Annotated in this window: 26 protein-coding genes; 7 read left to right on the top strand and 19 right to left on the bottom strand. The window is 33.2% G+C overall.

The genetic code is table 11. From position 1 onward, the window contains the following. Positions 1 to 115: 115 nt before the first annotated feature. From AB671_RS14455 to AB671_RS14485, 7 genes are all read right to left on the bottom strand, one after another. Complete coding sequence (locus tag AB671_RS14455; protein ID WP_066675894.1) at positions 116 to 562, bottom strand: hypothetical protein; 447 nt, start codon at positions 560 to 562, stop codon at positions 116 to 118. A gap of 8 nt (positions 563 to 570) precedes the next feature. After that, complete coding sequence (locus AB671_RS14460) at positions 571 to 1,194, bottom strand: BglII/BstYI family type II restriction endonuclease (protein ID WP_066675895.1); 624 nt, start codon at positions 1,192 to 1,194, stop codon at positions 571 to 573. A 160-nt stretch (positions 1,195 to 1,354) separates the two neighbouring features. After that, positions 1,355 to 2,242 (bottom strand): glycosyltransferase family 2 protein, encoded by an 888-nt coding sequence (locus tag AB671_RS14465; protein WP_066675896.1) that lies wholly within the window; start codon positions 2,240 to 2,242, stop codon positions 1,355 to 1,357. Positions 2,243 to 2,246: 4 nt separating this feature from the next. Next, positions 2,247 to 3,212 (bottom strand): glycosyltransferase family 9 protein, encoded by a 966-nt coding sequence (locus tag AB671_RS14470; RefSeq protein WP_228390889.1) that lies wholly within the window; start codon positions 3,210 to 3,212, stop codon positions 2,247 to 2,249. A 2-nt stretch (positions 3,213 to 3,214) separates the two neighbouring features. Next, entirely contained in the window at positions 3,215 to 3,634 is a 420-nt protein-coding gene (locus AB671_RS14475; protein WP_066675898.1) for a SufE family protein, read from the bottom strand. A 223-nt stretch (positions 3,635 to 3,857) separates the two neighbouring features. After that, positions 3,858 to 4,955: a glycosyltransferase gene (locus tag AB671_RS14480; protein WP_066675902.1), complete on the bottom strand. Its 1,098-nt coding sequence runs from the start codon at positions 4,953 to 4,955 to the stop codon at positions 3,858 to 3,860. Continuing rightward, the gene (locus AB671_RS14485) at positions 4,955 to 5,179 is read right to left on the bottom strand and encodes a uroporphyrinogen decarboxylase (RefSeq protein ID WP_066675904.1); all 225 of its coding nucleotides are present in this window, start codon (positions 5,177 to 5,179) and stop codon (positions 4,955 to 4,957) included. The genes AB671_RS14480 and AB671_RS14485 overlap by 1 nt, the downstream gene beginning before the upstream one ends. Positions 5,180 to 5,330: 151 nt before the next feature. On the opposite strand from AB671_RS14485, the gene AB671_RS14490 reads away from it, so the two are divergent. Next, complete coding sequence (locus AB671_RS14490) at positions 5,331 to 7,859, top strand: ATP-dependent Clp protease ATP-binding subunit (RefSeq protein WP_066675906.1); 2,529 nt, start codon at positions 5,331 to 5,333, stop codon at positions 7,857 to 7,859. 139 nt (positions 7,860 to 7,998) lie between these two features. Then, positions 7,999 to 9,786 carry a T9SS type A sorting domain-containing protein gene (locus tag AB671_RS14495; RefSeq protein WP_066675908.1) on the top strand — a complete coding sequence of 596 codons (1,788 nt, stop codon included), beginning with the start codon at positions 7,999 to 8,001 and terminating at the stop codon, positions 9,784 to 9,786. Between the two features lie 48 nt (positions 9,787 to 9,834). On the opposite strand, the gene AB671_RS14500 is transcribed toward AB671_RS14495, so the two are convergent. Further along, positions 9,835 to 10,362, bottom strand: a complete 528-nt coding sequence (locus AB671_RS14500) for a hypothetical protein (protein WP_066675910.1) — start codon at positions 10,360 to 10,362, stop codon at positions 9,835 to 9,837. A gap of 159 nt (positions 10,363 to 10,521) precedes the next feature. Between AB671_RS14500 and mnmA the strand changes: the two genes are divergently transcribed. Both mnmA and AB671_RS14510 read left to right on the top strand, forming a co-directional pair. Beyond that, complete coding sequence (mnmA, locus tag AB671_RS14505; RefSeq protein ID WP_066675912.1) at positions 10,522 to 11,709, top strand: tRNA 2-thiouridine(34) synthase MnmA; 1,188 nt, start codon at positions 10,522 to 10,524, stop codon at positions 11,707 to 11,709. A gap of 238 nt (positions 11,710 to 11,947) precedes the next feature. Further along, positions 11,948 to 12,151: a hypothetical protein gene (locus AB671_RS14510; protein WP_066675915.1), complete on the top strand. Its 204-nt coding sequence runs from the start codon at positions 11,948 to 11,950 to the stop codon at positions 12,149 to 12,151. A gap of 426 nt (positions 12,152 to 12,577) precedes the next feature. Here the strand turns inward: AB671_RS14510 and AB671_RS14520 are convergent, their stop codons facing one another. From AB671_RS14520 to AB671_RS14555, 8 genes are all read right to left on the bottom strand, one after another. Then, positions 12,578 to 13,321: a LytR/AlgR family response regulator transcription factor gene (locus AB671_RS14520; protein ID WP_082987329.1), complete on the bottom strand. Its 744-nt coding sequence runs from the start codon at positions 13,319 to 13,321 to the stop codon at positions 12,578 to 12,580. 51 nt (positions 13,322 to 13,372) lie between these two features. After that, positions 13,373 to 13,645 carry a 2TM domain-containing protein gene (locus AB671_RS14525; protein WP_185114064.1) on the bottom strand — a complete coding sequence of 91 codons (273 nt, stop codon included), beginning with the start codon at positions 13,643 to 13,645 and terminating at the stop codon, positions 13,373 to 13,375. A 23-nt stretch (positions 13,646 to 13,668) separates the two neighbouring features. Continuing rightward, the gene (locus AB671_RS14530) at positions 13,669 to 13,965 is read right to left on the bottom strand and encodes a 2TM domain-containing protein (RefSeq protein WP_066675921.1); all 297 of its coding nucleotides are present in this window, start codon (positions 13,963 to 13,965) and stop codon (positions 13,669 to 13,671) included. A gap of 511 nt (positions 13,966 to 14,476) precedes the next feature. Beyond that, entirely contained in the window at positions 14,477 to 15,043 is a 567-nt protein-coding gene (locus tag AB671_RS14535; RefSeq protein ID WP_066675923.1) for a methyltransferase family protein, read from the bottom strand. Continuing rightward, positions 15,040 to 15,345, bottom strand: a complete 306-nt coding sequence (locus AB671_RS14540; protein ID WP_066675925.1) for a 2TM domain-containing protein — start codon at positions 15,343 to 15,345, stop codon at positions 15,040 to 15,042. Before AB671_RS14540 ends, AB671_RS14535 begins: the two co-directional genes overlap by 4 nt. Positions 15,346 to 15,350: 5 nt before the next feature. Beyond that, complete coding sequence (locus tag AB671_RS14545; protein WP_066675926.1) at positions 15,351 to 16,664, bottom strand: 2TM domain-containing protein; 1,314 nt, start codon at positions 16,662 to 16,664, stop codon at positions 15,351 to 15,353. 262 nt (positions 16,665 to 16,926) lie between these two features. Continuing rightward, positions 16,927 to 17,574 carry a hypothetical protein gene (locus tag AB671_RS14550; protein ID WP_066675927.1) on the bottom strand — a complete coding sequence of 216 codons (648 nt, stop codon included), beginning with the start codon at positions 17,572 to 17,574 and terminating at the stop codon, positions 16,927 to 16,929. A 261-nt stretch (positions 17,575 to 17,835) separates the two neighbouring features. Beyond that, positions 17,836 to 20,058 (bottom strand): TonB-dependent receptor, encoded by a 2,223-nt coding sequence (locus tag AB671_RS14555; RefSeq protein ID WP_066675928.1) that lies wholly within the window; start codon positions 20,056 to 20,058, stop codon positions 17,836 to 17,838. A gap of 178 nt (positions 20,059 to 20,236) precedes the next feature. On the opposite strand from AB671_RS14555, the gene AB671_RS14560 reads away from it, so the two are divergent. Further along, positions 20,237 to 20,740 (top strand): superoxide dismutase family protein, encoded by a 504-nt coding sequence (locus AB671_RS14560; protein WP_066675929.1) that lies wholly within the window; start codon positions 20,237 to 20,239, stop codon positions 20,738 to 20,740. 68 nt (positions 20,741 to 20,808) lie between these two features. Here the strand turns inward: AB671_RS14560 and AB671_RS14565 are convergent, their stop codons facing one another. Beyond that, a complete protein-coding gene (locus AB671_RS14565; protein ID WP_066675931.1) occupies positions 20,809 to 22,938 on the bottom strand; it encodes a carboxy terminal-processing peptidase in 2,130 nt (709 codons plus the stop codon). A gap of 143 nt (positions 22,939 to 23,081) precedes the next feature. Here AB671_RS14565 and surE point away from each other — a divergent pair, with 143 nt between their 5' ends. Both surE and AB671_RS14575 read left to right on the top strand, forming a co-directional pair. Continuing rightward, positions 23,082 to 23,852: a 5'/3'-nucleotidase SurE gene (surE, locus tag AB671_RS14570; protein ID WP_066675936.1), complete on the top strand. Its 771-nt coding sequence runs from the start codon at positions 23,082 to 23,084 to the stop codon at positions 23,850 to 23,852. Beyond that, positions 23,852 to 24,517 (top strand): GNAT family N-acetyltransferase, encoded by a 666-nt coding sequence (locus tag AB671_RS14575; RefSeq protein ID WP_066675938.1) that lies wholly within the window; start codon positions 23,852 to 23,854, stop codon positions 24,515 to 24,517. Before surE ends, AB671_RS14575 begins: the two co-directional genes overlap by 1 nt. Before the next feature lie 87 nt (positions 24,518 to 24,604). Here AB671_RS14575 and AB671_RS14580 read toward each other — a convergent pair whose 3' ends face one another. Next, positions 24,605 to 26,008, bottom strand: a complete 1,404-nt coding sequence (locus tag AB671_RS14580; protein WP_066675941.1) for a radical SAM protein — start codon at positions 26,006 to 26,008, stop codon at positions 24,605 to 24,607. Between the two features lie 13 nt (positions 26,009 to 26,021). Beyond that, positions 26,022 to 26,255 carry a hypothetical protein gene (locus AB671_RS14585; RefSeq protein ID WP_066675943.1) on the bottom strand — a complete coding sequence of 78 codons (234 nt, stop codon included), beginning with the start codon at positions 26,253 to 26,255 and terminating at the stop codon, positions 26,022 to 26,024.

Below are 26,255 nucleotides of genomic sequence, written 5' to 3' on the forward strand. Positions count from 1 at the left end.
AAATGTGTAGAATTTTGTTTTCTTCTTCAAATTTCAGAATATCAAAATAGTCAATCAAGAGTTCTGGTAGAAATAATTTAAGTAGTTCAGCATCATTTAACATACTACAAAAATATCATTTATTATTTTTCTCCCCAACTTTTGAGACTGAGCCGATAAAGTCTAAAAATTTTATCAGTTTTTTCTTATTAACACTTGTAATCTTACACCAAGAAATGCCATCCTCTATATCTTTTTCTTTTAAATGAATATTTGTAATGAGAAAATAATAATGAGTTAATTTTTTATTATCATGCAACCATCCTTCTTTATGTAGACCATCTTTATAATAGCTTATTTCAAAAGTGAAAGTCGGTAAGTCAGAATTTAAATAGTCCAACTGTGCTTTTTCATCAATATTGTAAATAATAGATTTGTATTCAGCTATTAAGTCAATACCTAACATTTGAGAATTATAATCATCAATTCTGGTGAGCTTATACCCGAATTGGTCATATATCTTGTCAAGATATTTACCAAGTATTTCTTCTTTAAGCTTGTCTGTATTATAGCTTGATTCCATTACACCTATTATTCATTATTATCATAGCGAATTACCTGCCCAATTGTTTTTCGAAGTTCAGGCTGACAATGGGTAATTTTAAAGCTCGTAGGTGGCTCAAGCCCATTTATCAACAAAGGAACCGTGAGGAGATTTTGTAAAGGAGGGAGATAATCTACAAACTTTTCGAATGTTCCCACAGCACCATCAAAACCACCCAAAACTTTCATATTTTGTGTAGCAGTAATTACAATTCCTATTTTAGTCTGAATTGCTTTTTGAACATGATTTAATTCACTTGCAAGAACAGGTTTAATAAGATTCCAAGCAATAACTGTAGAGTGATTAAAAGCGACTTCAATAGATAGGTCTGCTTTTGCAAAATCTAACCTCCATGTTTCACCAGTATAGTCAGAATGTTGAAATATTGGAGATTCAGAACTCCAATTTAAGGCCAAAAATCTTTCTTTTAAAAGATCATTAATTACTCTAGAAATACTTTTAGGAGTATTACTGTAAGATTCGTGTTTAGTGATAATATCATCATCGGTGATACCAGTAAGAACTGCCGTAATCTCATTATATTGTGCTGAGAATCTAGGCTCTTGGAGTATAATTTCGGCATGCCTAAAAGAACAAGTCGTATAATTCATTTGAGTTTATCCTTTTCTTAATTTATACTAATTTAAGAAAAAATACATTACCCAATAAGTTTTTATACCCTTAATGTACTGAATGAGATTTTCGTTTTTATTGGCGGAAATTTTGAAGATACAACATCTTGTTTTCCTGACTTTACTTCACCAATTTTAATTATCTCATTTTTTTTACAAGCAAATCTAATTTGTAAACATCCAAATATTTTACATTCGGATTCTCTGAAAGTAAATTTTTGAGAATTATATTTTTAGCTAACCCTTCATATAAAAAAATAAAAAGTTTGGAAAAACCAAGATTTTTTATTTTTCTTGCCATCCTCAAAACTTTAATATCCTTAATATAATTTTCATTTTCCACATCTTGTGAAAGCTGAAATAAGGAATTCATCGCCGTTTCTGTTTTAGCTAAGAAAACCTCATTAGAAGTATCATCAACATGTATTACAGGATTATTTATTGCAGAAAACCTTACTTTATTCAATTCCATTTTCTTTGCAAAAACATAATCTTCATAGCCATAATTGGCTAAAGTTTCATTAAATGGAAATTTGATAAAAGTCTCTCTCTTAATAATAAAATTAACCGTTTTAAAAACAGAAAAATCTGAGGTTCGGTCACCTGAAAAAATTTCCCTTTCTACAGAATATCTGTTTCGTAACGTTTTTGAATAAGCGGAATCGATTTTGAAATTACCATAAATAACCTCTACTCCACTATCCTTTTCTATTTTTTGTAGATAATTTTCAAGAAAATCAGAGCTATCGATTTTAGCATCGCAGTCCAAAAAAAGCAGATACTCTCCTTTTGTCTGTTTTAAAAATAAATTTCTGATCTTAGACCTTCCAATATTTTTCTCAAGGAAAATAAACTGATCTGCATAAACTGAAGCTTCTTGATAAATTTCATTGAAACAATTGTCTGAAGCGTCATCAATAAGGATAATTTCGGCTTCTGTTTGATGCGTTTGAATTTCTTTTCGAAGAGCAGCAACCAGATTCCTTATATCAAAATTATAAACCGGAATACACACAGAAATCTTCATTCTGCTAAATTTTCTCTATGACCTGTTGTACATTAATTTCTTCCAGACACGCCCAATCCCCACGGTAACATTCTTTATCACCAAAAACCGAACAAGGCCTACACGTAAGGTCATTGATCTGAACAACATCATTTTCGCTTTGTCCGAAACCTAAAAACCCGGCATACGGATGGGTAGCTCCCCAAATAGAAACACAACGAGTCCCTACAACACTGGCTAAATGCATATTGGCAGAATCCATCGAAATCATTACTTCAAGTTGAGAAATTCGATCCAATTCTTCTAAAAGATTAAGTTTTCCGGCTAAACTTTGGGTATTTGGAATTTGTTTTTCCCAGCTTTCGAGAGTTTCTGTCTCTTTCTTTCCACCTCCAAAAAAGTAAATCGTATGTTTTTCTGCTAAAATTTTTACAAGTTCAAAAGATTTTTCTAAAGGAAGCATTTTCCCTTTATGTTGGGCAAAAGGCGCAAAACCAATTCCTGATTTTTGATTCGATTTTGGTCTCAACTGATGTGAAAGCTCAACTTTAAAACCCATATCACGGAACACATCCGCATAGCGCTCTACCGTTTTTTTAAGCTGAATTTTGTCTAAATTCCAAACATCGGTCAGATTTTCTTTTTCCTCTTTTCCTTTGTTGATTTTAAAAACCTTCAAACCTTTTCTTATATAAAATTTGTCTAATATTTTAGAACGTATAACATCATGTAAATCAGCAATATAATCTGGATGATATTGCTTTAATAATTCTTTTCCTAATCGTCTTATTCCAAAAAAACCTTTATAATCATCAAGATCGATTCCATGGAATATAACATTCGGAATATCAGCGAATAAGCTTTCAAAGTTATTCCGTGAAACCATTACAATTTCAACTTCAGGATTTTGTTCTAAAAACTCACGAAAAACAGGTACTGTCATTGCGACATCACCAAAAGCGGAAAAACGGTATGCTAAAATTCTGGTCACAACTAAGATTTCAGTTGGTATGCGACTGCATAAAATTTGATTTGCTTCGTCATCGCCATCAAACCGTTGGCTCTGGAAGGCGATAAAAACTCTTGTAATCCAATCTCAGAAATAAATTCAAAATCAGAATCGAGAATTTCCTGGGTAGAATGACCGCTATAGATACTTACAAGTAAAGAAACGATTCCTTTAGGAAGAATTCCGTCAGAATCTGCATTGAAAAACAGTTTTCCATCTTTAAATTCAGCATCGATCCACACTTTGCTTTGACAACCTTTGATAAGATTATCATCAGTTTTTTTGTCATCTTCAAGACCTTTCAGTTCTTTACCCAAATCTATGATGTATTCATATTTCTGCTCCCAGTCTTCAAGAAATGCAAATTCTTCGATTATTTCCTGCTGTTTTTCTTTAATAGTCATTCTAAACAATTAATTTCCGCAAAGATAACCAATTTTAAAAAGATGATTAATGGTGATGATTTATTTGTAATGATTTTAAACGCCAGACCAAACAAAGAGCTTTTTAAAAAATTTAAGATAATTTAGCCTCAAAAAGGTTGCATCCTCAATCTAAAACTAATTATTATCATTACTTGGTTTAACTTAAAATCAGTATTTATAAATTCTCTGTTAGACTCTTCTATTAAAAAGATACCTTTTCAAAAACATCCAGCAATTTCACTTCTTCATTTTCCCAACAAAGAACGTTTGCCGCCTTTTCAAGCTCATTTTGATAGTTTTTTCTGGTTTTATCTAAAACCTTCTGAATTGCTAAAGCTATATTTTCTGGTTGATGGTTTTCGATGATTTCGCCAACATCAAACTGATTTTTAATATTCAACATTTCCGGAAGATTCGACATGATTAAAGGAACTCTAGCCTGAATACAGTCTAAAACCTTATTTGGAAGCGAATAAAGATAACTTTCGCCTCCATTTTCTTCGATGCTCATACCGGCATCTGCTGTTAATGTGATTTTTCTCAAATCTTCCGGAAGCAATTTTCCTAAAAACTGAACTTTATCCTGAAGACCTTTTTTTAAAACTAAATCCTCATATTCTTTCTTTTTGGGACCGTCGCCAGCAATTTTAAAAATTACATTTTCGAGATGATGCATTGCCAAAATAGCCGTATCAATTCCCCGAAAAGGATTGAGCGCACCCTGATACAAAAGTATTTTTGGGCTGTTGTCTGGAATTTCTATTAAAAAATCAATTTTTCTTGGCGCATTCTGTATAATAACAGGTTTTATTCCATACTTATTCTGAAACCATTTTGCATAACTTCCACTTGCCGTAATCATGAATTTTAAATTCGGAACAATTTTATTCTGTAGATAACGCCATAATTTCTGAGACATTTTTCCCTGAACAGCCGGCATTTCTGAGAAAATTTCATGGCTGTCAAATACCAATGGAATATTTAATTTTTTAGCTAAAAGATAATTGGGCAGCAAAGCATCCAAATCATTGGCCAAAAGAATCGTATGCTGATCTGCTTTTTCATAAAGCTGCCAATAAAGCAACCAATTAAACTCAAAATAAGCAGTTTTTAAAGTTTTAGAAATAATATTTATCCTCGAAAAAGGATACGGACGGGTCATTTCCTCTTTCCCACCCCAATCGTTACCTATTAACTCAATTTCATAGCCGTTTTCATGCAGCGTTTTACAAACTTTTTCAATTCTTTGGTCGGTATAAAGGTTACTGAATGCAGAAATTAATATTTTTTTTCGAGCCATTATTTCTTCTTTGCAATGAGTAAATGATACACCTGCACAAAACAAATAATTCCGTTGGGAATAATAACCGGCCAAAGCATTCCGCTAAAAATCCCGTAGATAACAAAACAGAAGCAACCTATAAAATTAACAATCCTAATTTTTCTTAAATCTTTAAGAATAAAACTCAAAACGATAAAAATTGAAGCGGCGTAACCAATGTATGTAGCAATCTCCGGACTCATGAGGAAAATTTAATGATAACAAACTTAGTCATTTTCAATAAGATAAAAAATATTTTTCTGCCATAAAGTCATTAATTGTTTTTTGGTAAAATATTTGTAATTTAGATATTGAATATAAAGCAATTCTGCTTTTATTCTAACGAGATATATTATGGATTATAAGTTTTCACAAGGTTTGAGCCAAGTGTTCAAGCAAAGCAAAAATGAAGCTAAGCGTCTGAAAAGTGAATTTCTCAATACAGAACATCTACTTTTAGGTATTATAAAAACAGAAAACTCTGCAAAAGAAATCCTTCAAGGGCTTAAGGCCGATTTAACACAGATCAGAAGAAAAATTGAAACTTTAAATACAGCAAGTCTAAATCCTATTTCTGAGGAAGTCACCAATATTTCATTCACCAAAATGGCAGATCATGCCATTAAACGTGCAGAATTAGAATGCAGACAATATAAAAGCAACGAGATCAATACCGTTCACTTGCTTTTGGGCATTTTATATAAATATGAAGACCCTACTTCTAATATTTTAGGAGCTTACGATATTGACTATGAAGGAGTTTCAAGAGAATATCAAACAATGCTTAAAAATTCAGGGCAGGCGCCTCAAAATTCGGCTTACGATGATGATGATGACAGAGAAGAATTTGAGCAGATGAGAAAGCCTACAGGAAATTTGGGTTCTTCAAAAAGTAAAACTCCTACCTTAGATAATTTTGGTAGAGACCTTACTTCTTTAGCAAGAGACGGAAAACTAGACCCTGTGATTGGTCGTGAGAAAGAAATTGAAAGAGTTTCTCAGATTTTATCAAGAAGAAAGAAAAACAATCCGTTGTTGATTGGAGAACCAGGAGTTGGTAAATCTGCCATCGCTGAAGGTTTGGCTTTAAGAATTCAGCAGAAAAAAGTTTCAAGAGTTCTTTTTGGTAAAAGAGTAATTACTTTGGATCTTGCGAGTTTGGTTGCCGGAACAAAATACCGTGGTCAATTCGAAGAAAGAATGAAGGCGATCATGACGGAACTTGAAAAGAACCGTGACGTGATCTTATTCATTGACGAATTACACACCATTGTTGGAGCAGGAAGTTCTACAGGAAGTTTAGATGCTTCTAATATGTTCAAACCAGCTTTAGCAAGAGGTGAAATTCAATGTATTGGTGCCACAACTTTAGATGAGTACCGTCAATATATTGAAAAAGATGGAGCTCTAGAAAGAAGATTCCAGAAAGTAATGGTGGAGCCAACTTCTATCGATGAAACGATTCAGATTTTGAATCAGATTAAAGATAAATATGAAGAGCACCACAATGTAATTTATACTGAAGAAGCTATTTTGGCGTGTGTCAATTTGACATCAAGATATATTACAGACCGATTTTTACCAGACAAAGCGATTGATGCGATGGATGAAGCGGGATCTCGTGTTTATATTAAAAACATGAAAGTTCCGACTGCCATTATCGATTTTGAACAGAAAATTGAAGACATCAAAGAATTAAAGCAAAAAGCCGTAAAAGCACAGGATTATCTGGAAGCAAGAAAGCTGAAAGATGAAGAAGAGCGTTTACAAATGGAGCTTAATTCTGCTCAGGATCAATGGGATAAAGATGTAAAAGAGAAAAAAGAGATCGTTTCCGAAGAGAGTGTTGCCGAAGTAGTTTCGATGATGAGCGGCGTTCCTGTAACGAAAGTTGGGAAAAACGAACTTGATAAATTAGCCGGAATGGATAATAACCTGAACGGAAAAGTTATCGGACAAGAAGATGCTGTAAAAAAGGTTGTGAAAGCAATCCAAAGAAACAGAGCCGGACTGAAAGACCCAAACAGACCTATCGGAACATTTATTTTCTTAGGAACAACTGGTGTAGGTAAAACTGAGCTTGCAAAAGTAATGGCAAGAGAACTCTTCGATTCTGACGAAGCTTTGATCAGAATTGACATGAGTGAATATATGGAGAAATTCGCCGTTTCAAGATTGGTTGGTGCGCCTCCGGGATACGTTGGATACGAAGAAGGTGGACAACTAACTGAAGCAGTAAGAAGAAAGCCTTATGCTGTAGTTCTTTTAGACGAAATCGAAAAAGCGCATCCTGATGTATTCAATATCTTGTTACAAATCTTAGATGAAGGTCACGTAACCGACAGTTTAGGTAGAAAAATTGACTTTAGAAATACAATTATCATTCTTACTTCAAACATCGGAACAAGAGATATTAAAGACTTTGGTGATGGTGTAGGTTTTGGAACGAATGCGAAGAAAACATCTTCAGATTCTAGAACAAGAAGTACGATCGAAAATGCTCTTAAAAAGGCCTTTGCTCCGGAATTCTTAAACAGAATTGACGATATTGTTATCTTCAACTCTCTTGAAAGAAATGATATTTCTAAAATCATCGATATTGAATTGGCTAAACTGTATTCTAGACTTGAAAAATTAGGTTACAAAGTAGATTTAACTACCGAAGCCAAAGATTTCATCTCTGAAAAAGGTTGGGACAAAGATTTTGGTGCAAGACCATTGAAGAGAGCTATCCAGAAGTATATTGAAGATTTATTGGCAGAAATGCTGGTCAACAAACAATTAACTGAAGGTGAGACAGTAACTTTAGATGTAAATGAAGCTAAAGACGGATTAGAAGGAAAAACTCAGAAGACAAAAAAGTCTGCTGCAGAAAAATCTTAACAATCAATTTTAAAATAAATAATGAAAGCATCGGGAATTTTCTGGTGCTTTTTCTTTTTAAAGCAATCCATTAGGATAATTCACAATTGTTTGTATTTTTGTATAAATCATTTATAATCATAAAAATATTAAATTGAATATGAGGTCAAAAAATCTATTTTTTCTGTTATTTTCTTCAAGTCTGTTTGCTCAAGGTTTTAACTATGAAAGAGATTGGGCCACTTATTTCGGAGGAACAAATACTTATCTTACGGGGATTTATGAGGACAGCTCATCTAATATCTCGGTAGATGCTATCACTACTTATCTAAATCCTACGGGAGGAAGTACTCCTATTTCATATTATAATCAATTTATAACTCCTGGAAATCAAACATATGTAGGAAACAATGCTAATAATTTATATGGAAAATTTTCATCTTCAGGAAATCTCTTACAAGCAGAATATAAAACATATTATTTACCTACATCAAGGCAAGCCACTTATTTCAGAGATAACTTAGGAAACCGGTATGATATAGAGAATAATATTACAACTTATACGACACTAACTTCCGGAGTTTGGTTACCAAACAATAACGAGTCAACAGATGTAATTTTTGCTAAATATGATGTCAATAATAATCTCTTATGGAAAACCTACATTCCAAATACCGGAGAGTATCATAATTTTGAGGTAGATAATAATGGGAATATTTACATAACAGGTCATACTAAATGGCAGAATTTAGGAGATCCTGGTACTTTCCAACAGAATTTTGAGCATGTTTATGATGTCCTCGGATTACTTTTATCCAATACATATATCATAAAATTAAACCCACAAGGTCAAAAATTATGGGCAACATACACTCCCTCCAGCTCAATAAACGGAATCACAGTATATGAAAATAATCTTTACATTTTTGGAAATAATGATTTAAAAACAACACAATCGGCATTATCATCTTCCAATACTTTTCAGACTGCAAAAGGAGGACAGTTTATTTCGAAAATTGATGGAATGACAGGACAAAGAATATGGGGAACTTATTATGGTACCCCAGGAAATACGCTTGATGCAAGCATTTCTGATATAAAAGCAGACGAAACCGGAGTCTATGTAACAGGAATGACTTTTGGTATAATGGGTGGTATTTATTATGCCATGGAAGGTGCTTATAAACCCCAAACAGCCGATGGTTTTGATATGTTTATTACAAAATTCAATCTTTCGGGAAACAGGGTTTGGAGTACTTATATAGGAACTGATGGTTACGATTCTTATACGGGAGACAGAGGTCTTGATATAAAAAATGGAAAATTACTTTTCACAGGATTAAATCAGGGGAATTATAATATTTCAACTCCTGGAGCTTTTTTAAGCACAAAACCTAACCCAAATAATGAGGATTTATTTTTTGGTATATTGAATACTACTACCGGATCTCCGGATTTCATTTCATATTACGGTGGTATTTCTAATAGCCCTTTGGAAGGTGTTGATGGAAGGTGTAGTTTTTCAAAATCATCCGATGGATTTTATCTGTTTGGAGCAACATATCGAAACAATGGTTTTACATCAGCAAATGGTTATCAGCAGGCAATTATTTATCCACAGGGAGTTACAATGGGGCGTTCTGGATACATTTCCAAATTCAACCCTAAAAACCTATCTACCAATGAAACAAACTCTATTGAAGAGTTTGTTCTCTACAACAATCCCAATAATGGAAACTTTAGTTTAAAAGGATCTGCATTAAATAAAGAACCGCATATTATCAATATTAATGATATGTCCGGAAAGTTAATTTATTCAAGAAGCATTCAAAAAAGCAAAGAAGAACACTTTAATCTTGAAAATCAACTTTCAAAAGGAAATTATATTCTATCAATTAAAAAATCAGATAAAACCGTAGTAAAAAGTTTTAAATTAATTATTAAATAATAAAGTAAAAAGCATCAGAAAAATCTGATGCTTTTTTATATAAATCTTTTAAAGTCCCACCACAAAGCCAACACTAGGGATTAATCCGCCAGAAAAGACACTGCTGTTTTCTTTATACAAAACATTGTACATCAAACCGATTTGCATAAAAGAATTATTCCCAATCTGCTGCATATAACCACCACCTAAATACAATGCCGTTTCTTGCTGATTGTTTTCAAAATTGTAATACTTATCTTCATAATTAATAAAAAAATGCTGCAAATTACCACTCACAAAGAAAGATCGTGCAAAATAATAATTGACAAAAGGGCCAAAGCCAAACATCGTCGATTTATAAAAATCTGAAGTCTGCCAGGAAACGCTTCCGATTAAACCGGCTTCCAAATCATTTGTTAATCGGTAACCTACTCTCGGTGCAACTTGTAAATTAAAGTAAGAATTGCTTCCGAAGCCAACACCTAAACCGCCTCCGAAAGTCCATTTATTAGGTTCAGCGGTTGGTGTTCCTACCGCAACCTGAGAAAGTGATAATCCGGAAATAAGGATCACTGAAGAAATAAATAGTTTTTTCATATTAAATATTTTTTATTTTGTGAAATATATCAGATACCACCTGAGTGGTACTATCGTTTTTATCGATGTATAAAATTATCATTTTTTTTGTGAATAGGATTATTGTAATTTTGCGGCTCAACTAAGAACTCCCGTTAAGAGTTTCGTAAAATTGAATATATGAAAGTAGTAGTAGGTCTCTCCGGAGGCGTAGATTCGAGTGTTACGGCGTATTTGCTGCAGCAACAAGGGCACGAAGTAGTTGCTCTTTTTATGAGAAACTGGAATGATGCTTCGGTAACTTTGGAAGATGAATGTCCATGGATTGAGGACAGTAATGATGCTTTAATGGTTGCCCAGAAGTTGGGAATTCCGTTTCAGGTAATCGACATGAGCGAACTTTATAAAGAACGCATCGTTGATTATATGTTTGATGAATATCAGAAAGGACGAACTCCGAATCCTGATGTTTTGTGCAATAGAGAAGTGAAGTTTGATGTTTTTATGAAAACCGCAATGTCTTTAGGTGCTGATAAAGTGGCTACAGGACATTACGCAAGAGTAGATTCTACTTTTGATGAAAACGGAAAGGAAATCTTTCATTTGTTGGCAGGAAAAGACAACAACAAAGACCAATCTTATTTTCTTTGTCAGCTAAACCAAGATCAATTGTCTAAAGCATTGTTCCCGATTGGAGAACTGACGAAGCCTGAAGTAAGAGAAATTGCCAAAGAAATTGGTTTGGTAACTGCAGATAAAAAAGATTCTCAGGGACTTTGTTTTATCGGAAAAGTAAGTTTACCACAGTTTTTACAACAGCAATTGGTTCCTAAAGAAGGTGAAATTGTAGAGATTTTCAAAGATTCTCCCCTTTTCGCACAAGAAATGCCAATTTTTTCATCTAAAGAGGAAGAATTAGAATTTTTAAGCCAAAAAATTAATTATAAAAAAGCTGACGGAAAAGTGATCGGAAAGCATCAAGGTGCTCAATTTTTCACAATCGGACAGAGCAAAGGATTAGGAATCGGCGGACACAAAGAAAGCTGTTTTATCGTATCGAGAGACATGGAAAACAATATTATTTTCGTTGGCGAAGGTCACAGTTTTCCGGGATTGCATAAAAAAGCACTTAAAATTGATAATTCTGAGTTACATTGGGTTCGCGAAGATTTAAGATTGAAAAATGGAGAATCGATGGAAGTGATGGCGAGATTCCGTTACAGACAAGAGCTTCAGAAAGCTACGATTTATCAGTTTGAAAACAGTTTTTTTGTAGAATTTGGGAATCCTCAATCTGCGATTGCTGAAGGACAATTTGCTGCTTGGTACATTGATGATGAGTTGATTGGAAGTGGCGTGATTTCGTAATTTAACACTCAAATTGAAGAGATTATTTTTAACGCAAAGGTTTTAATTTTTAAGCTTATTATTTTAGGGAGCTAAGAATGGCGACAAATCGCTGATGAAGCTTGAATAAAACTTACGAAAATCAAGCTTTATGTTAAGAAATTTATTATTACTTAATTCAGGTTAATGTAAAAAGTTTTCTGTAACATATTTCAGATTGTGATACTTACTCAGTAAATAACAATTAAAAATATTTATCATGAAAACGACTTTAAAAAATCAGTACGCTTACGTAAACCAAATTTTAATTGCGGTAGTTTCTGCAACTTTAGGTTACAATCTTTATCAGGAGATCGTACATCCAGAAAATTCAAGATTAACGATAAGCATTATCTTGGTGGTTTTAACTTATATTATGGTTGAAAAATATGGTTATAAACCTGAAAAAGAAATTCAGAAATAATTTAAAATAGAGGTTTGAAGAAATTCAAGCCTTTTATTTTTAATCGGTTTTAGCAGCCGCTATCACAGCCAAAAATGAGACGAACATTACAGCGCATGCAGAAATTAGAAACAAAAGCATGTAAAGAAAATAATCTTTTTTAAGTTTTCGGGGAATCAATTTATGGATGATGTACAGCAAAATCGGAAATAATAAATTCGACCCCAAATTGGCCAGTCTGCCAGAAAAACTAATTATTCTTGTCTTATCATTAAAGGAATGTACCGCTGTAAACCAACATACAGCCAAAAGAATAACCATAAATATCGTTTGATAGGCAGTACGGTGATTTTCACGCTTTTCTGTATTAATTAAATAAAAAATACTCCCAATTACAAACAGTATAATAAAAAGGATTATAAATACTTCAAACATTCTGCAAAACTACTAATTAACCAACCAATCCTTAAAATCTTTTACCCTTTCTCGGCTTACTGTAATTTCTTCTTTGGGTTGAAAATTGAGTTCCACTTTATAATTGGGCGAAGTATGAATATTTTTGATGTAATCTGAATTGATAATAAACTGTCTGTTAACGCGGAAAAACTTCTTATCATCAAGCACATCCGTTAATTCATCTAAAGTAAATTCTGAAGGATAAACCCTGTCCTGAGTCTGCAGATAAACAATTTTATTTTCACTAAAAAAACAACTTATTTCCGGAGTCTGTACAATTTTCAGATTATAGCCGATCTTTACCAAAATCCTCGATAGTGTCGTTTTTTCCTTTTTAATTAATTGCTTAATTTCGTGTGAATTAACCGACTCACTTGAAGGAATAAATGATTTAAATTTTTCAATCGCACCCGAAAGATCTTCTTCCATAATAGGTTTCAAAAGATAATCGATGCTGTTGAGTTTAAAAGCCTTCAACGTATACTGATCAAAAGCCGTGGTATAAATAATGAAAGCTTTTGTAGAAATTTTTTCAAAAATATCAAACGAAAGACCGTCTCCCAAAACAATGTCTGAAAAAATAAGTTGTGGATGCTCATTCTCGGCAAACCAGTTTACCGCTTCTTCTACAGACCCTAAATTGGCAACCAACTGCAAATCAGGAAAAAGACTCAACATTCTTTCGAGTTTTCGTGCTGCAGGCTTTTCGTCTTCGATGATGACTGTTTTGATCATTACTTGGCTTTTAGTTTAATTTTTAATAAAAATAATTAAATCTTTTTAGTTTTAAAAATTAATTGACTTTTTAGATTTTTTAAGTTCTTCTTCCAGAATCTGATTTTCCCATTCAGAGGTAAAAATAAACAGGTTTACAGCCTTTACACCTAAAATTATTGCCCATACTGTCAGAATAAACCATCCGTGAAAATTGTGGTCTGTTCCGGAATACTTCATAAAATTTCTAATCAGAATAAATCCGGCGACGATAGAAAACCACATACAGTTTTTATAAAATGATTTCAGCTTTTTTACTCTTTGTTGCGCGCTATTATAGTCCATTGTATTCATTTTAAAAAAGGTTATTACAGTGATTTTGCATTTTTTCTCTCTTCATCCATCAATTCTCTAATTTTTCTTTCTTCCCAATCTCTTCCAATCCCAAAAGTTCCGATGGCATGCAATACAACACCAAAACCCCACCCCAACATTGGCCAGTAAAACCATAAATAATCAGGTGACGTTAATAAATTGATCACCAATAAAAAAGGAATAATTAAACAGTACGAAGTAAGATTTCCGTAAAATCCTTTTAAGTCTTTTACTCTCTTTGCTGCTTTTATGTATGCAAAATTGTCTTTGTTTAATGATAAATTTTCCATGATTTTTTATTTTTAAATAAGTATTTGTTTGTTTTTCTTGAGTCAAATTTAGGTTAAGAATAAGCCTCAAATCAACTTTATCTAACCGAATGGTAGAAAACAACGACTGAACAGCAAAAATCCCGACTTAATTGAAATCGGGAGTTTATTTTATCTGATAAAAAGATTTTTAACCGCAAAAGTGGCAGAAGGAATGATTGAAAAAAAAGCATTTCAAAAGTTCATAAAAGACAGAGCTTTCATTTCTCGTTTTACTAGTATTTGAATAGCTTTTAACTCGGTAAAATTTTTAACACGCAAAGATTTAAGTTTTAAGCTTATTATTTTAAGGAGCAAAGAATGGCGACAAAGTCGCTGGTGAAGCTTGAATAAGACGAAAGCTTCATAAAAATCAATTTATTGATTCATCTTTGCTTCTTAAAAATAAGGTTTATGAAAATCAAACTTTGCGTTAAAAATATAAAACACTTATAATAAATTACTTATACTTATTATTTAATCTACATTGAAGTTAGTAAATAAACGGAATCAGCTTTTTTGTTTTCCGTTTATATTCCACATATTCACATCCAAACTGCCCTGTTAATGCTTTTTCTTCAACTTTAATTCGGTATAAAAATGCTGAAAATACCGGTACAAAAGCTATAAACAGAGAAAACCAGTTATTTAGAAATAATCCTAAACCCAAGAAAGTAAGAAGCACAAAAGAATAAGAAGGATGCCTTACCAATCTATAAAAACCACTTTTTTTGATTTGATGATTTTCTCGAATTGAAACATCTACTGTAAAAAAATTCCCTAAAGATTTAATGATAATCCAACGGAAGACTATTCCGATGATAATTAAAAATTCTCCTAAATATAAAATCCAGTATTGGTTTCTGATAGGAAAAGAAGTCAGTTTAGAAACCGTCACCGCAATAAAAACAGATGGAATAATCACAACCCACAAAATGTTGAGTGTCGACTGATCTTTTTTTTGATCCTTTTCTTCTGACTTAAATTTTTGCTTATAATAAATTTCACTTAAAAACCATGCAGCCATAGAAACGTAAAAAAGTAGATACAAAGCATTCATTCCAGTTTATTTTTATCCATTAATTCTCTGATTTTCTTTTCTTCCCATCGTTTGGCAAAGTCGAATCTAGGCAGAAAAATAAATAAAGCATGAGCCAAAAGACCTATTCCCCAAAATATGGCTGTAAAGAAGTTTTTAACCTGAAAATAGCTTTCATTTGGTTTTAAATTGATATAGTTAAAATAAGCAAATAAAAGATTGACCGCAACATATGAAAAAAGATGCCCGTAGAAACCTCTCAATCGTTCTACCTGTCGTTTAGCCTGTTGATAATTGATATCATTTTCGTCAAATTTTTCCATGATTTCTATTTTTTCTGTTTATCCATAATTTCCTGAATCTTTTTTTCCTGCCAAGATGTCCCAATCCCAAATACCTGAAATGCATGAGAAGCGACCCCTACACCCCACCCTAAAAGTGGCCACCAAAACCAATGATAGCGGTTTTGCGTATAGAGATTAATGAAAATTAAAAATGGGATAATTATACAATAAGAAGTAAGGTTTCCATAAAATCCTTTGATTTCTTTTACACGCTTTTTAGCTCTTTGGTAAGCTTTATCATCATTTTTCTCACTTACTTTTTCGACAGTTGGCCTATCATTGAGCATAGGAAGTCTTACTTTAAAATAATCTTCTGATTTTTCTATAAAAACATTCTTTTTCGTCAATAAAGAATAGCGTTGTACAATATTTGCGAGGCCAATTCCGGCGCTTTCTTTGAGCTGCTCTCTCACCTGCAAATTATTTTCTATGCACAATGTATCGTTTTCAGAAAAAACTTTGATTAATAAAGGCTTTGAGGATGTGGCGAAGTTATGTTTGATACTATTTTCTAAAAGCAATTGAAGCGAAAGAGGAACGACAAATTTTCTCATATCTTCTTTTCTTACATTAAACTCAAAATCTACGCTATCTTCAAACCGTGTTTTCAATAAGTCACAATATATTTTTGCAAATTCGATTTCATCTTCTACGGTAACCATTTCTTTATCTTTTTGCTCCAAAACATATCGGTAAATCTTTGACATTGAAGCCGTAAACTTCTGAGCCTGACCTGGATTTTCATCTATTAAAGAGCTTAAAACATTCAGAGAATTAAACAAAAAATGTGGGTCGAGTTGGTTTTTAAGACTTTCAAACTGTGCATTGGCAGATTTTGCGATTAGTTTTTGCTCTACAACCTCTTTTTTGTTTGCTTTTTTGAGCTCTTCCATAAAGCTTTTAGCGTGCAGAAAAGCAGAAATCAGCAATGCCAAATTAATCATAAACCAATTGCTAAAATTGTATTTCCCAGCCAGAAATTCTTCTAAAGTTCCATCTTTCTGAATGACCACAAAATTGATATAATTGCACAAATAAACCAATACAAAATTAGCGATAAGAATAGCCACCACACTTGTTATAGCTCGTTTTCTTGTAACTTCTATCCATGGCATTTTTTTGTTGAGATAGTCGTTTATAAATCCGTTCCCTACTCCTATAAAAAACGTATAGAGAGAAGAAATAAGAATGCTTAAAACAAAAGTTTTAATTGTTTTATGCTCTATAAAAACCAAAAACTGGAAAATCCCAATTCCTAAAGACACCCAAAATAATATGATAAAATCTTTACGTTTCATTGTATCGTTTATACTTCAAAATTAGTTCTTATTATATTCTGTGAAAATTTTTTCTCGCTGAGTGGTTGCTTTTCTGTTCCGAACAGTAATAAAAAGTTCTGCAATCTTAAAAACCCTTTCAACATTTTAAATGCAGAAAGGGCTGATTTAATATCTCGCAGATTAGGCAAATTTTGCAGATTTTTTCTCTTTATTTATCTGCTTAATCTGTAAAATCTGCGAGAGAAATATAACATTTAATTGTAAGTTAAAAGATTCGCAATTACTTTGTCGGTTGATTGATAAAATATTCCGCTTCTCCTTTTCCCCAATTCGGACTCAAGCTTGTCTTTGGTTTAAACGAATTAAATTTTTCTAGAGCCGTTTTAAACATTTCCATTCCTTTTGTTTTGCTTCCGCCGTATTGTTCCGGTGTGAAATAGGTGTCTTCAGCCTTTATAAGTGTTACTCTTGGATTATTCGGGTCAAACTTTTCAGCTTTCGTAAGTTCTTCCTGAGCTTTCATTCCAAAAGTCATGTATCTTTCCTGAGGATTGACCATCATTTTTAAAGAATACACCATTTTTTGAAGCAAATGAATCTCTGAATTTTCTTTCTCTAAATTTTCTGCAGCATCAATATATTTTTGAGCCTGATCTGCAACAGCATCCATATCTTGCATCTTCCCCTCTCTCATCAATACCCTTCCTTTTTGGATGTAAGAAAAAGCAGCATAATAATTCGGTAGCCATTTTGTGGTTTCTTTATCTGCAATTCTCTGAAAATCGTTGGCTAAGATCTGAAAGTCTTCCGGTGTTTTGCAGGTTTCTATTGTAGCGATTTTATCAGCCATTATTTTTTCATAATTAGCCTGAGCAAAAGATAATAAGCTCATACAAGCTAAAGCAAAACTTAAAATGTATTTTTTCATAGTTTCTAAATTGTTTAATGTTATTTTTTTTATTTAAAGATATTTTTTCTAAATGATTATACGTGTTTTAAAAATGTTAAAATCATTAAATCCGGAATTACTTTTTAACGCAAAGATTTTAATTTCAAACGTATTATTTAAAGGAGCAAAGAATGACGACAATATCGCTGACAAAGCTTGAATAAAATCAATTTATTAATCCATCGTTGCTTCTTAAATATAAATTTTATGAAGGTTAAACTTTGTGTTAAATTAATTTTATTAAAGATTATTATTGATCGCATCCTGCGTTTTATCTACCCCAAAACTGATAAACATTCCTACAAAAACAAAAGTATTGACGGGTGGAACGACTGCTGAACTTCTGCTTCCGTTTTGTGAAAAATTGTATCCGTAAACATTTTTATTTCCTAAAACATTTGAAATACTTAAAACGAAAATAGTAAATGCTTTGGCATCTTTTTTACCAATATTCGGAAGATAATTAAAACTTAAATTCAGCGCATTGTAATCTTTCAGTCTTCCTTCATTTCTTATAATATTGATGTCATTTTGGGTAACGATGTCGTAATAAGGTCGTCCTTTTGCGTAAGTGTAAGAAAGATTGACTCCGGTCTTCCATTCCGGGATAAATCTTTTGGCGACCACAGAAAGCGTGTGTTCAGCAGCAAAATTGGGCTTTAAACTTACCGGATAATTCAGGAAATCTCTTTTAGAATCCAGGAACGAATAACTGATCCAGTAATCGATGTTTTCAAATGTTTTTTTGTCCCTCCAAAATACTTCAAGCCCTTTTGCAAAACCATTTCCGTTGTTATTAAAAGCGGTTTGCACTTGCTGATTCTGGCTAGAATTTGGAACAATATTCTGAGTTTTGATCAATTCATCATATTTCTTATAAAAAGCTTCAAACCTCAAACTTCTTCCATCTGTCGACCTTTGAACCTGAAAAATATAATGTTGTGACTTTTGAAAACCTAAATCTGCAGAAGAGTTAATATATTTACTTTCAGGATTTTGGAAGAACAATCCGTAAGCGAAAGAGGTTGTCCAGTCTTTTGCCAGACGATAAGCCAAAGCAAAACGCGGTGCCAAATTATTTTTATTCAGATAAGAAGAATTTTCAGCTCTTACTCCAATTTTCGCTGATAAATTGTTGCTGAAACCTAAATCTGTTTCCACAAAACCTGAAGAAACCAAATCACGATAGTTTTTATTGACCTCACCGAAATTTAGTTTTTCATTGGCATAATTCAATTCAAATCCGCCTCGTAAAGCGCTTATTTTATTGATCTTTCTGTCGATAACTGCTTTAAAATTGATATAATTTCCATCATTTAATAATTCTGTTTTCTCCGATTCAGTTTGATTGGTTTCCGTAGAAAAATTTAAATCCGACTGATTGTAAGAATACGAAGCACTTGTATTGAAAAGATACTTCCCGAATTTTTGCTTGAAAGACAAGTTATGGTAAGTATTTTCACCTTTTAATCTCACTAATGCAAAATTATATCCTGGCTCTAAACTTTCGGTTTTTACGCCCATTTTATTAGTGTCAAACATTCCGTAGTATTTTAAAAATCCTCCGGTTTTTGTTTTGATCCTAAAATTTGCATCGCCATTAAAACCTCTTGGAGCATCAATAAAATCAGTATTAAAATTAAAAACTTCCTGCATCAAACCTAAATTTGAATATCCTAAACTTGCTCCATAAGAATGATTTTTATTTTCACCTAATTTCTGGAAACTTCCACTTAAAAATATGGGAGAAACACCGAAATCATAAGAACTCTGGTCTGGAAGATCTACACTTTCGAGCATCAAAGCTCCGGAAAGAGCCTGTCCGTACAAAGCAGAATATCCACCGCTCGAAAAAATATTTCCTTTGAAAAGAGATGTGTTAAAACGGTCTCTTCCAGCAATTCCGGGAACCGAACTGGAAAAATAATTGTTGATCAAACTTCCGTCCATAAAAATTTTGGTTTCAGTTCCTGTTCCGCCACGAACGAATAAACCTTCGGTTTCCCCCACTTTCTGAACTCCGGGAAGATAAGTTAAAGCGGAAGAAATTTGTCCATCGGCTCCTGCTGTTGTGTAAATATCAATCGGCGTCAATAAAGCAGTTGCTCTTTTTCTGTCGCTCGCTTCGATAGAACCTGCAGAAATCACGACTGCATCGATCTCGTTGATCTGTTCTTTTAATTCGGCATTTACGGAAATATCTTTATCTTCAATTAAAATCGGTTTTTGAATTTCGTTGTATTTCGGATGAACAAAAGTCAGGATATGATTACCTTTTTCGGAAGTTTCGAAAGAGAAATTCCCGTCGGGATCTGTTGTTGCACCATCGTAAGTTTCTTTTAAAGTCACATTGATCTGGCCTATTCCTTTATTTTTAAAAGTCACCTTTCCTGTAATTTTTGTCTGAGAAAAACTCAGAGCAAAAGAGAAAAAAGAGATGAGAAATAATAGTTTTGTTTTCATAGCTGTTTTAATTCGAATCAAAAATAGGATGAATTTTAATGTCTTTAAACTTTTTGTTACTGAGCTGTAGAATTTGGAAACTGAATCGCTTTTTTGGGTTTAGAAATTTATTCTAAACTAATTTCGGTATCAAGATTGTTACTCTGTAATTATCATCACAACCTTTAAATATTAATTTATGAAACTACAAAAATTAACATTATTAGCCAGTTGCGCTTTATTTGCAGCATCATGCAGTTCTAGTAAAACTTACAACGTTTTAGCAAAAAGTGGAACAAAAACTGGCGGAACAGCAAAATTTACTCAAAATGGTAACGAAGTGGTTATGAATCTCGAAGTAACGAATCTTACGCCGGGAACTCATGCAGTACACATTCATGAAAAAGGTGACTGCTCTGCTCCGGATGCAACTTCTGCAGGCGGACATTGGAATCCCGGTAAAAATGACCACGGAAAATGGGGATCTGAACACTTCCACATGGGAGATATCGGAAATCTGGAAGCCGGAACAGATGGAAAAGCGAAACTGACCTTTAAAACTGATAAATGGTGTTTAGACTGTGTAGACGAGTCTAAAAACATTATCGGTAAAGGAATCATCATTCATGCTGATAAAGACGATTTTATGACGCAGCCAACAGGAAATGCAGGCGGAAGAGTGGGTTGTATAGAAATTAAATAACTTCTTCTATTCTTAACAAAAAAAGCGGCGTTAATCGAAGATTAGCGCCGCTTTTTTATAATATTATCTTAAACTTTAGCCTTCATGTCTGCAACGATATTCATTGCTTCCTGAAGGTAAGAATCTTTTCTAAGGTTCTTGATCCACATTTCAGATTTCTTCTTGAAAACCTCATCCTTCTTCTCTCTTTCGATCTCTGCAGGATACATTTCAAATTTTAATCCATTATCAAATTTCGTAAGCTTTTTAAACTTTTCAATTTGAGACTTTCTGTGTTTCATCAAGTCATTGAACTTATTAATATTTAAAGTAATGGTCTCTTCTTTGTCTAATTGCTCTCTCCATTGAGCAGACTCAAGCAACAATTGGTAGTTTGCATTTTTTGCCATTCTGTCGTTGCTCGCTTTTTCTAAAGCTTTCACATCAAAATAGCTCAGCTTTTGGAAAGTAGCACTCGGAATTTTGTCCCAAGCCAAAGCAAAATCATCATATCTTTCCCCAATTTCTGCATAAGTAAAGAAGTCTTTCATCTGAATGTCAGAAACAATCCCTTTTCTCTGATTAGATTCTCCGGTAATTCTGTAGAACTTCTGAATCGTCAGTTTTAAAGATCCGAAATCGTCTTCACTATTTAAAAATCTATTTAGATCTACGAAAGTTTGTACCGTTCCTTTACCATAAGATTGAGGTGAACCTACAATAATTGCTCTTCCGTAATCCTGCATTACACCAGCTAAAATCTCTGAAGCCGAAGCTGAAATTTCATTCTGCATAATTACTAAAGGACCTGTCCAGATCGGAGTTTCCTGCTTATTTTTTAGCGTTTGAATTTTTCCGTTTCCGTCTTTTACCTGAACGTAAGGACCTGCATTCATAAATAATCCCATGATGTCTCCAACTTCCGTTAATGAACCACCACCGTTATTCCTAAGGTCTAAAACAATTCCTTCAATATTTTGAGCTTTCAGCTTAATGATCTCGTTTTTGATGTCATCAGAAGCATTTCTTCCTTTTTCATCTTCGAAATCTGCATTAAAGCTAGGAAGATTGATAAATCCGTATTTTTTACCGTTTGGAGAATTTACAATAATACTTTTCGCAAAAGTGTCTTCAATAGCCACTTCTTCACGAATCATCGTTACTTCTACAATCGTTTTATCTTTTTTCTGAACCGTCAAAGTAACCGGAGTTCCTTTTTCACCTCTGATCAATCGTACCGCCTCATCAGAAAGCATTCCTACGACATTGACGTGGTCTTCTTTAGGATTAGATTTTACTTTTAAGATTTTATCGCCGTCAGACAATTTTTTAGATTTCCAAGCCGGCGCACCGATCGTTAAAGCACCCAAATAAAGATTTCCTTTTTTCTCCTGAATAATAGCACCGATTCCGATTACTTTACCTTTAAACTGGGTATCAAAATCTTCTTTATCTTTTGGAGAGTAATAATTGGTATGCGGATCAAAAACTTCTGTATAAGCGTTCATATACACCGAAAACCAATCCATTTTCTTTCTTTTTTTGAATCTGGTAAATGTTTCTTTTACCAAATCTTTCACCTCATCCGTTGCTTTTGTAAGCTTCTGTTGTGGAGAAAGAATTTCAAGTTTGATGGTATCTTTCAGCTTAAACTTCTGTACAGAATCTTTCTTTTCTTTTTGAGCTTCTTCTTTGCTGTTCATCGATTCAATTTCCTGAAGGATATTGTATTTGATGAATTTTTTCCACTCGTTATACTGCTCCTTTTGATCTACAGGAACTTTTTTCAATTTAGATTCCAAAGTAAGCGTTTCATCTTCTTCAAGATTAATTGGCTTGCTAAAAATTTCCTGAGTAATCTTATCAATTTCATCTACTCTTTGGTACAATCTGTCAATTGTAAGCTTATAAAACTGCAGATCTCCCTGATTGATATAATCGTCAAGCTTTGTTTCATGCTTGGCAAATTCGTTCATATCAGACTGAAGAAAGTATCTTTTCCCAGGATCAATCATTTCAAAATAATGTTTGTAAACATCTTTTGAATAGGCATCGTTAATCGGTTTTGGGCTGTAGTGTAAATAAGAAAGAGTATTTTTAACACTCACCATTATCGTCTGCATTTTCTCATCGTCATTTTTTGGCGAGTTGAAACAAAACATAAGACTTGTTAATGGAATAAAGAGTAGAAATTTATTTAGCTTAAAATTTTTCCACATAAATCTGTAATATATTTTTATTAAATTCTATTAAATCATCCAATAAGTAGCATTTATTAAATGACTGTTACAAACTATCAAATTTAATACCTTATTTACAATTATCAATTAGTTTTAAGTAATTTTGTTAAAATTAAATTTTTATGGAAAAACCACTTATTCTGGTAACAAATGACGACGGTATTACAGCTCCGGGTATCAGAAATCTTGTAGAATTTATGAATGAAATAGGAGACGTAATTGTGGTTGCTCCCAACTCGCCACAAAGCGGAAAAGGCCATGCAATCACGATAAACTCTACATTAAGCTATGAAGAAGTCCAGCTTGAAGGGCCACAAACCGATTATTCGTGCAGCGGAACTCCTGTTGACTGTGTGAAAATGGCTTTAGATAAAATACTTCCCAGAAGACCAGATCTTGTAGTATCGGGAATTAATCATGGTGCCAACTCTTCAATTAATGTAATTTATTCTGGTACCATGTCTGCAGCAGTAGAAGGCGGTGTAGAAGGTCTGCCTTCAATCGGATTTTCACTTTTAGACTTCAGTTGGGAAGCAGATTTTACACAGGCAAAAGAATACATTCAAAATATTGTCAGAAAAACTTTAGAAAACCCAATGCCTAAAGGTGTTGTTCTTAATGTAAATATTCCTAAGCTTTTAAAAGAAGAAATAAAAGGCGTGAAAATCTGCAAGCAGGCTCATGCAAAATGGGAAGAAAGTTTTGACGAAAGAATCAATCCACATGGTAAAAAATACTACTGGTTGACCGGATATTTCAACAATATGGATGAATCTGAAGATGCAGACGAAACAGCTTTGGCAAACGGATATATCTCAATTGTACCGGTAAAGTTTGATATGACCGCTTATGAATATATGAATACCCTTCGTGAAGTAATGGATTTTGAATAATGTACGAAAAATTAGATAACCCTGTCTATCATTCACTTAATGAATATCACAAAAAGTTTTGCTTAAACTTCGGTGATTCTAAATTTTACAATCCTGAAGTCGCCGCTTTTGGAGGTTCATTAAACGTTGCAAAAGGAAATGACATCACAGACTATGCAAAGATCTGTGATGATTTTCTCATTTTCGGATTTAAACCAGATTTAGGAGAACTTAAAACAGAAATATCTCAACTTGTTTGTGATCAATATATTTTAGAAAACAAAATTGAACTCGATTATACCGAAGAAATCATCGAGCTTCAGGATGAAAATCATGACGAGTTATTGGCTTTTGTTAGGAAGTTTTATCCTCATTATTTTAAAAACAGAACTCCGGAATTAGGAAAATATTTCGGTATTTTTAAAGATAACAAACTTGTTACTATAACTGGGCAGAGAATGCAGATGAATGATATGACGGAAGTAAGCGCCGTTATTACAGACACAGATTATCTGGGAAAAGGCTTTGCCAAACAGTTGGTCGCATTTGTTTCCAATACAATATTTGAAGATGGTAAAACACCCTTTCTTCATGTTGCTGAAAACAATCTCGGAGCAAAGAAACTCTATGAAAAATTAGGTTTTGATCTGAGAGGTAAAATAAATTTATGGGGTGTGAAAATTTAAAATTAATTGATCCCACAGATCTCACAAATCAGCACAGATTTTACAAACATTCATCCGAGTAATTTGTAGAATCTGTGTTTTTTTTATTTAAAATAAAACCTTATCCTCTTTTCTCAGTTCTTCCAGATATTTACTTTTATCATCTCTGTAGAAGAGATTCATCGTCTCAAAAGGGATCATTTTTAAATCTTTATTGACAATGTGAACACAAGATTTTTTTACGGCGCGAACATCAAAATCATGGGCATCCATAAAATTCATGATAATAATTCTGAACAGATTATCATAATCTAAATTTGGAGCCGAAACTTCTGGAAGACAGCAAAGTAATTGGTTTACTTTAGGCTGTACTTTATCAACAGAAATTCCTGTACTGAAAATATCTAAAAGCTGCATTTGCAAACCCTCATCCTGTTCGTAGACAATGGTATTTTTAGTTTCATTATTCAATAAATCGGCAGGATTGATGTATCGTGTTAAAGGAATCGTTTCGCCTTCCAGTTTTAAAATATAACCCATTGCCAATGCATCCGGATTACACGGAACAGGAATAATATCATCTCCATTTAAAAGTGGGAACTGGTTTAAAATTTCCTGTCGTACTTCCGTCAACGTAATTTTTTCGTGTGCAGAATCTTCTCTGTTTCTTCCGGCAACTTCTACAGGCTGAAAAGTGATTCCGCGAACGCATTTTTGTTTTAAAGCAAAGTCAATTAATTTTCCAATTTCATCAATATTTTTTCCTTTTTGTAAGACAATAACCAACGTTGTAGAAAGGTTTAAGACATTTAGTTTTTCCAAAGCTTTCATCCGAACATTTGTAAGATCTTTCCCTCGAAAATCTTTCAAAACTTCCGGTTTAAAAGAATCAAACTGAAGATAAATTTCAAATTCGGGAGCATAAGTTGCCAATTTTTCAGCAAAACCAGGATCATTCGCAATACGAATTCCGTTGGTATTAAGCATTAAATGTTTAATCGGTTTGGACTTCGCAATATCCATAATTTTAAAAAACTCAGGATGAATCGTCGGTTCTCCGCCACTGATTTGTACAACATCGGGTTGTCCCTCATTTTTGACAATGATATCAAACATTGCCTCAATTTCCTCTAAGCTTCTGTGACTTCCGTAATGTGGCGAAGACATCGCATAACAAGTCGGGCAAGTCAGATTACAGCGATCTGTAACTTCTACAATCGAAAGACAGCTATGCTGCTCATGATCAACACACAAACCACAATCGTAGGGACAACCATATTCAACATCAGTTCCGAAATGAACAGGCATTTCAGAAGCTTTATTATAATTTCTGATGTTTTTATAATATTGAACGTCAGAAGCAATCATTGTCTTAAAGAAACCATGATCGGGGCATCTTTTGGTCATAAAAACAGATTCATCTTCGATGATAATCTTAGCTCCTACCCTTTTCAGACATTCCGGGCAAAGACTGATCGTATAATCGTAATAAGTATAATTTCTTACCGGCATAATATTCAATGTATTACATTCCTCCACATACAAAACCACTGATCAAACCACAGATCAGCAATGAGATCAACATGGTCTGCCAAAAATGTTTCTGGGTAAATTTTTTATCATTATTCCATTCATAAATTACCTTTGCAATTCCCGAAATAATAAGTGAAACCACTAAAGAAACAACGATGATTATTCCTATAATCATGGCGACCAATCCGCCTAAACCGCCAACTTCCAGAAACGTGAGGATATTCAT

It is taken from the genome of Chryseobacterium sp. BGARF1 (assembly GCF_001677955.1).
Lineage (GTDB): Bacteria > Bacteroidota > Bacteroidia > Flavobacteriales > Weeksellaceae > Chryseobacterium.

What these genes read in the sequence shown, in the direction of transcription:
- AB671_RS14455 (WP_066675894.1), bottom strand. Translation starts at nt 562, where the DNA reads ATGGAATCAAGCTATAATACAGACAAGCTTAAAGAAGAAATACTTGGT.
- AB671_RS14460 (WP_066675895.1), bottom strand. Translation starts at nt 1,194, where the DNA reads ATGAATTATACGACTTGTTCTTTTAGGCATGCCGAAATTATACTCCAA.
- AB671_RS14465 (WP_066675896.1), bottom strand. Translation starts at nt 2,242, where the DNA reads ATGAAGATTTCTGTGTGTATTCCGGTTTATAATTTTGATATAAGGAAT.
- AB671_RS14475 (WP_066675898.1), bottom strand. Translation starts at nt 3,634, where the DNA reads ATGACTATTAAAGAAAAACAGCAGGAAATAATCGAAGAATTTGCATTT.
- AB671_RS14480 (WP_066675902.1), bottom strand. Translation starts at nt 4,955, where the DNA reads ATGGCTCGAAAAAAAATATTAATTTCTGCATTCAGTAACCTTTATACC.
- AB671_RS14485 (WP_066675904.1), bottom strand. Translation starts at nt 5,179, where the DNA reads ATGAGTCCGGAGATTGCTACATACATTGGTTACGCCGCTTCAATTTTT.
- AB671_RS14490 (WP_066675906.1), top strand. Translation starts at nt 5,331, where the DNA reads ATGGATTATAAGTTTTCACAAGGTTTGAGCCAAGTGTTCAAGCAAAGC.
- AB671_RS14495 (WP_066675908.1), top strand. Translation starts at nt 7,999, where the DNA reads ATGAGGTCAAAAAATCTATTTTTTCTGTTATTTTCTTCAAGTCTGTTT.
- AB671_RS14500 (WP_066675910.1), bottom strand. Translation starts at nt 10,362, where the DNA reads ATGAAAAAACTATTTATTTCTTCAGTGATCCTTATTTCCGGATTATCA.
- mnmA (WP_066675912.1), top strand. Translation starts at nt 10,522, where the DNA reads ATGAAAGTAGTAGTAGGTCTCTCCGGAGGCGTAGATTCGAGTGTTACG.
- AB671_RS14510 (WP_066675915.1), top strand. Translation starts at nt 11,948, where the DNA reads ATGAAAACGACTTTAAAAAATCAGTACGCTTACGTAAACCAAATTTTA.
- AB671_RS14520 (WP_082987329.1), bottom strand. Translation starts at nt 13,321, where the DNA reads ATGATCAAAACAGTCATCATCGAAGACGAAAAGCCTGCAGCACGAAAA.
- AB671_RS14525 (WP_185114064.1), bottom strand. Translation starts at nt 13,645, where the DNA reads ATGGACTATAATAGCGCGCAACAAAGAGTAAAAAAGCTGAAATCATTT.
- AB671_RS14530 (WP_066675921.1), bottom strand. Translation starts at nt 13,965, where the DNA reads ATGGAAAATTTATCATTAAACAAAGACAATTTTGCATACATAAAAGCA.
- AB671_RS14535 (WP_066675923.1), bottom strand. Translation starts at nt 15,043, where the DNA reads ATGAATGCTTTGTATCTACTTTTTTACGTTTCTATGGCTGCATGGTTT.
- AB671_RS14540 (WP_066675925.1), bottom strand. Translation starts at nt 15,345, where the DNA reads ATGGAAAAATTTGACGAAAATGATATCAATTATCAACAGGCTAAACGA.
- AB671_RS14545 (WP_066675926.1), bottom strand. Translation starts at nt 16,664, where the DNA reads ATGAAACGTAAAGATTTTATCATATTATTTTGGGTGTCTTTAGGAATT.
- AB671_RS14550 (WP_066675927.1), bottom strand. Translation starts at nt 17,574, where the DNA reads ATGAAAAAATACATTTTAAGTTTTGCTTTAGCTTGTATGAGCTTATTA.
- AB671_RS14555 (WP_066675928.1), bottom strand. Translation starts at nt 20,058, where the DNA reads ATGAAAACAAAACTATTATTTCTCATCTCTTTTTTCTCTTTTGCTCTG.
- AB671_RS14560 (WP_066675929.1), top strand. Translation starts at nt 20,237, where the DNA reads ATGAAACTACAAAAATTAACATTATTAGCCAGTTGCGCTTTATTTGCA.
- AB671_RS14565 (WP_066675931.1), bottom strand. Translation starts at nt 22,938, where the DNA reads ATGTGGAAAAATTTTAAGCTAAATAAATTTCTACTCTTTATTCCATTA.
- surE (WP_066675936.1), top strand. Translation starts at nt 23,082, where the DNA reads ATGGAAAAACCACTTATTCTGGTAACAAATGACGACGGTATTACAGCT.
- AB671_RS14575 (WP_066675938.1), top strand. Translation starts at nt 23,852, where the DNA reads ATGTACGAAAAATTAGATAACCCTGTCTATCATTCACTTAATGAATAT.
- AB671_RS14580 (WP_066675941.1), bottom strand. Translation starts at nt 26,008, where the DNA reads ATGCCGGTAAGAAATTATACTTATTACGATTATACGATCAGTCTTTGC.
- AB671_RS14585 (WP_066675943.1), bottom strand. Translation starts at nt 26,255, where the DNA reads ATGAATATCCTCACGTTTCTGGAAGTTGGCGGTTTAGGCGGATTGGTC.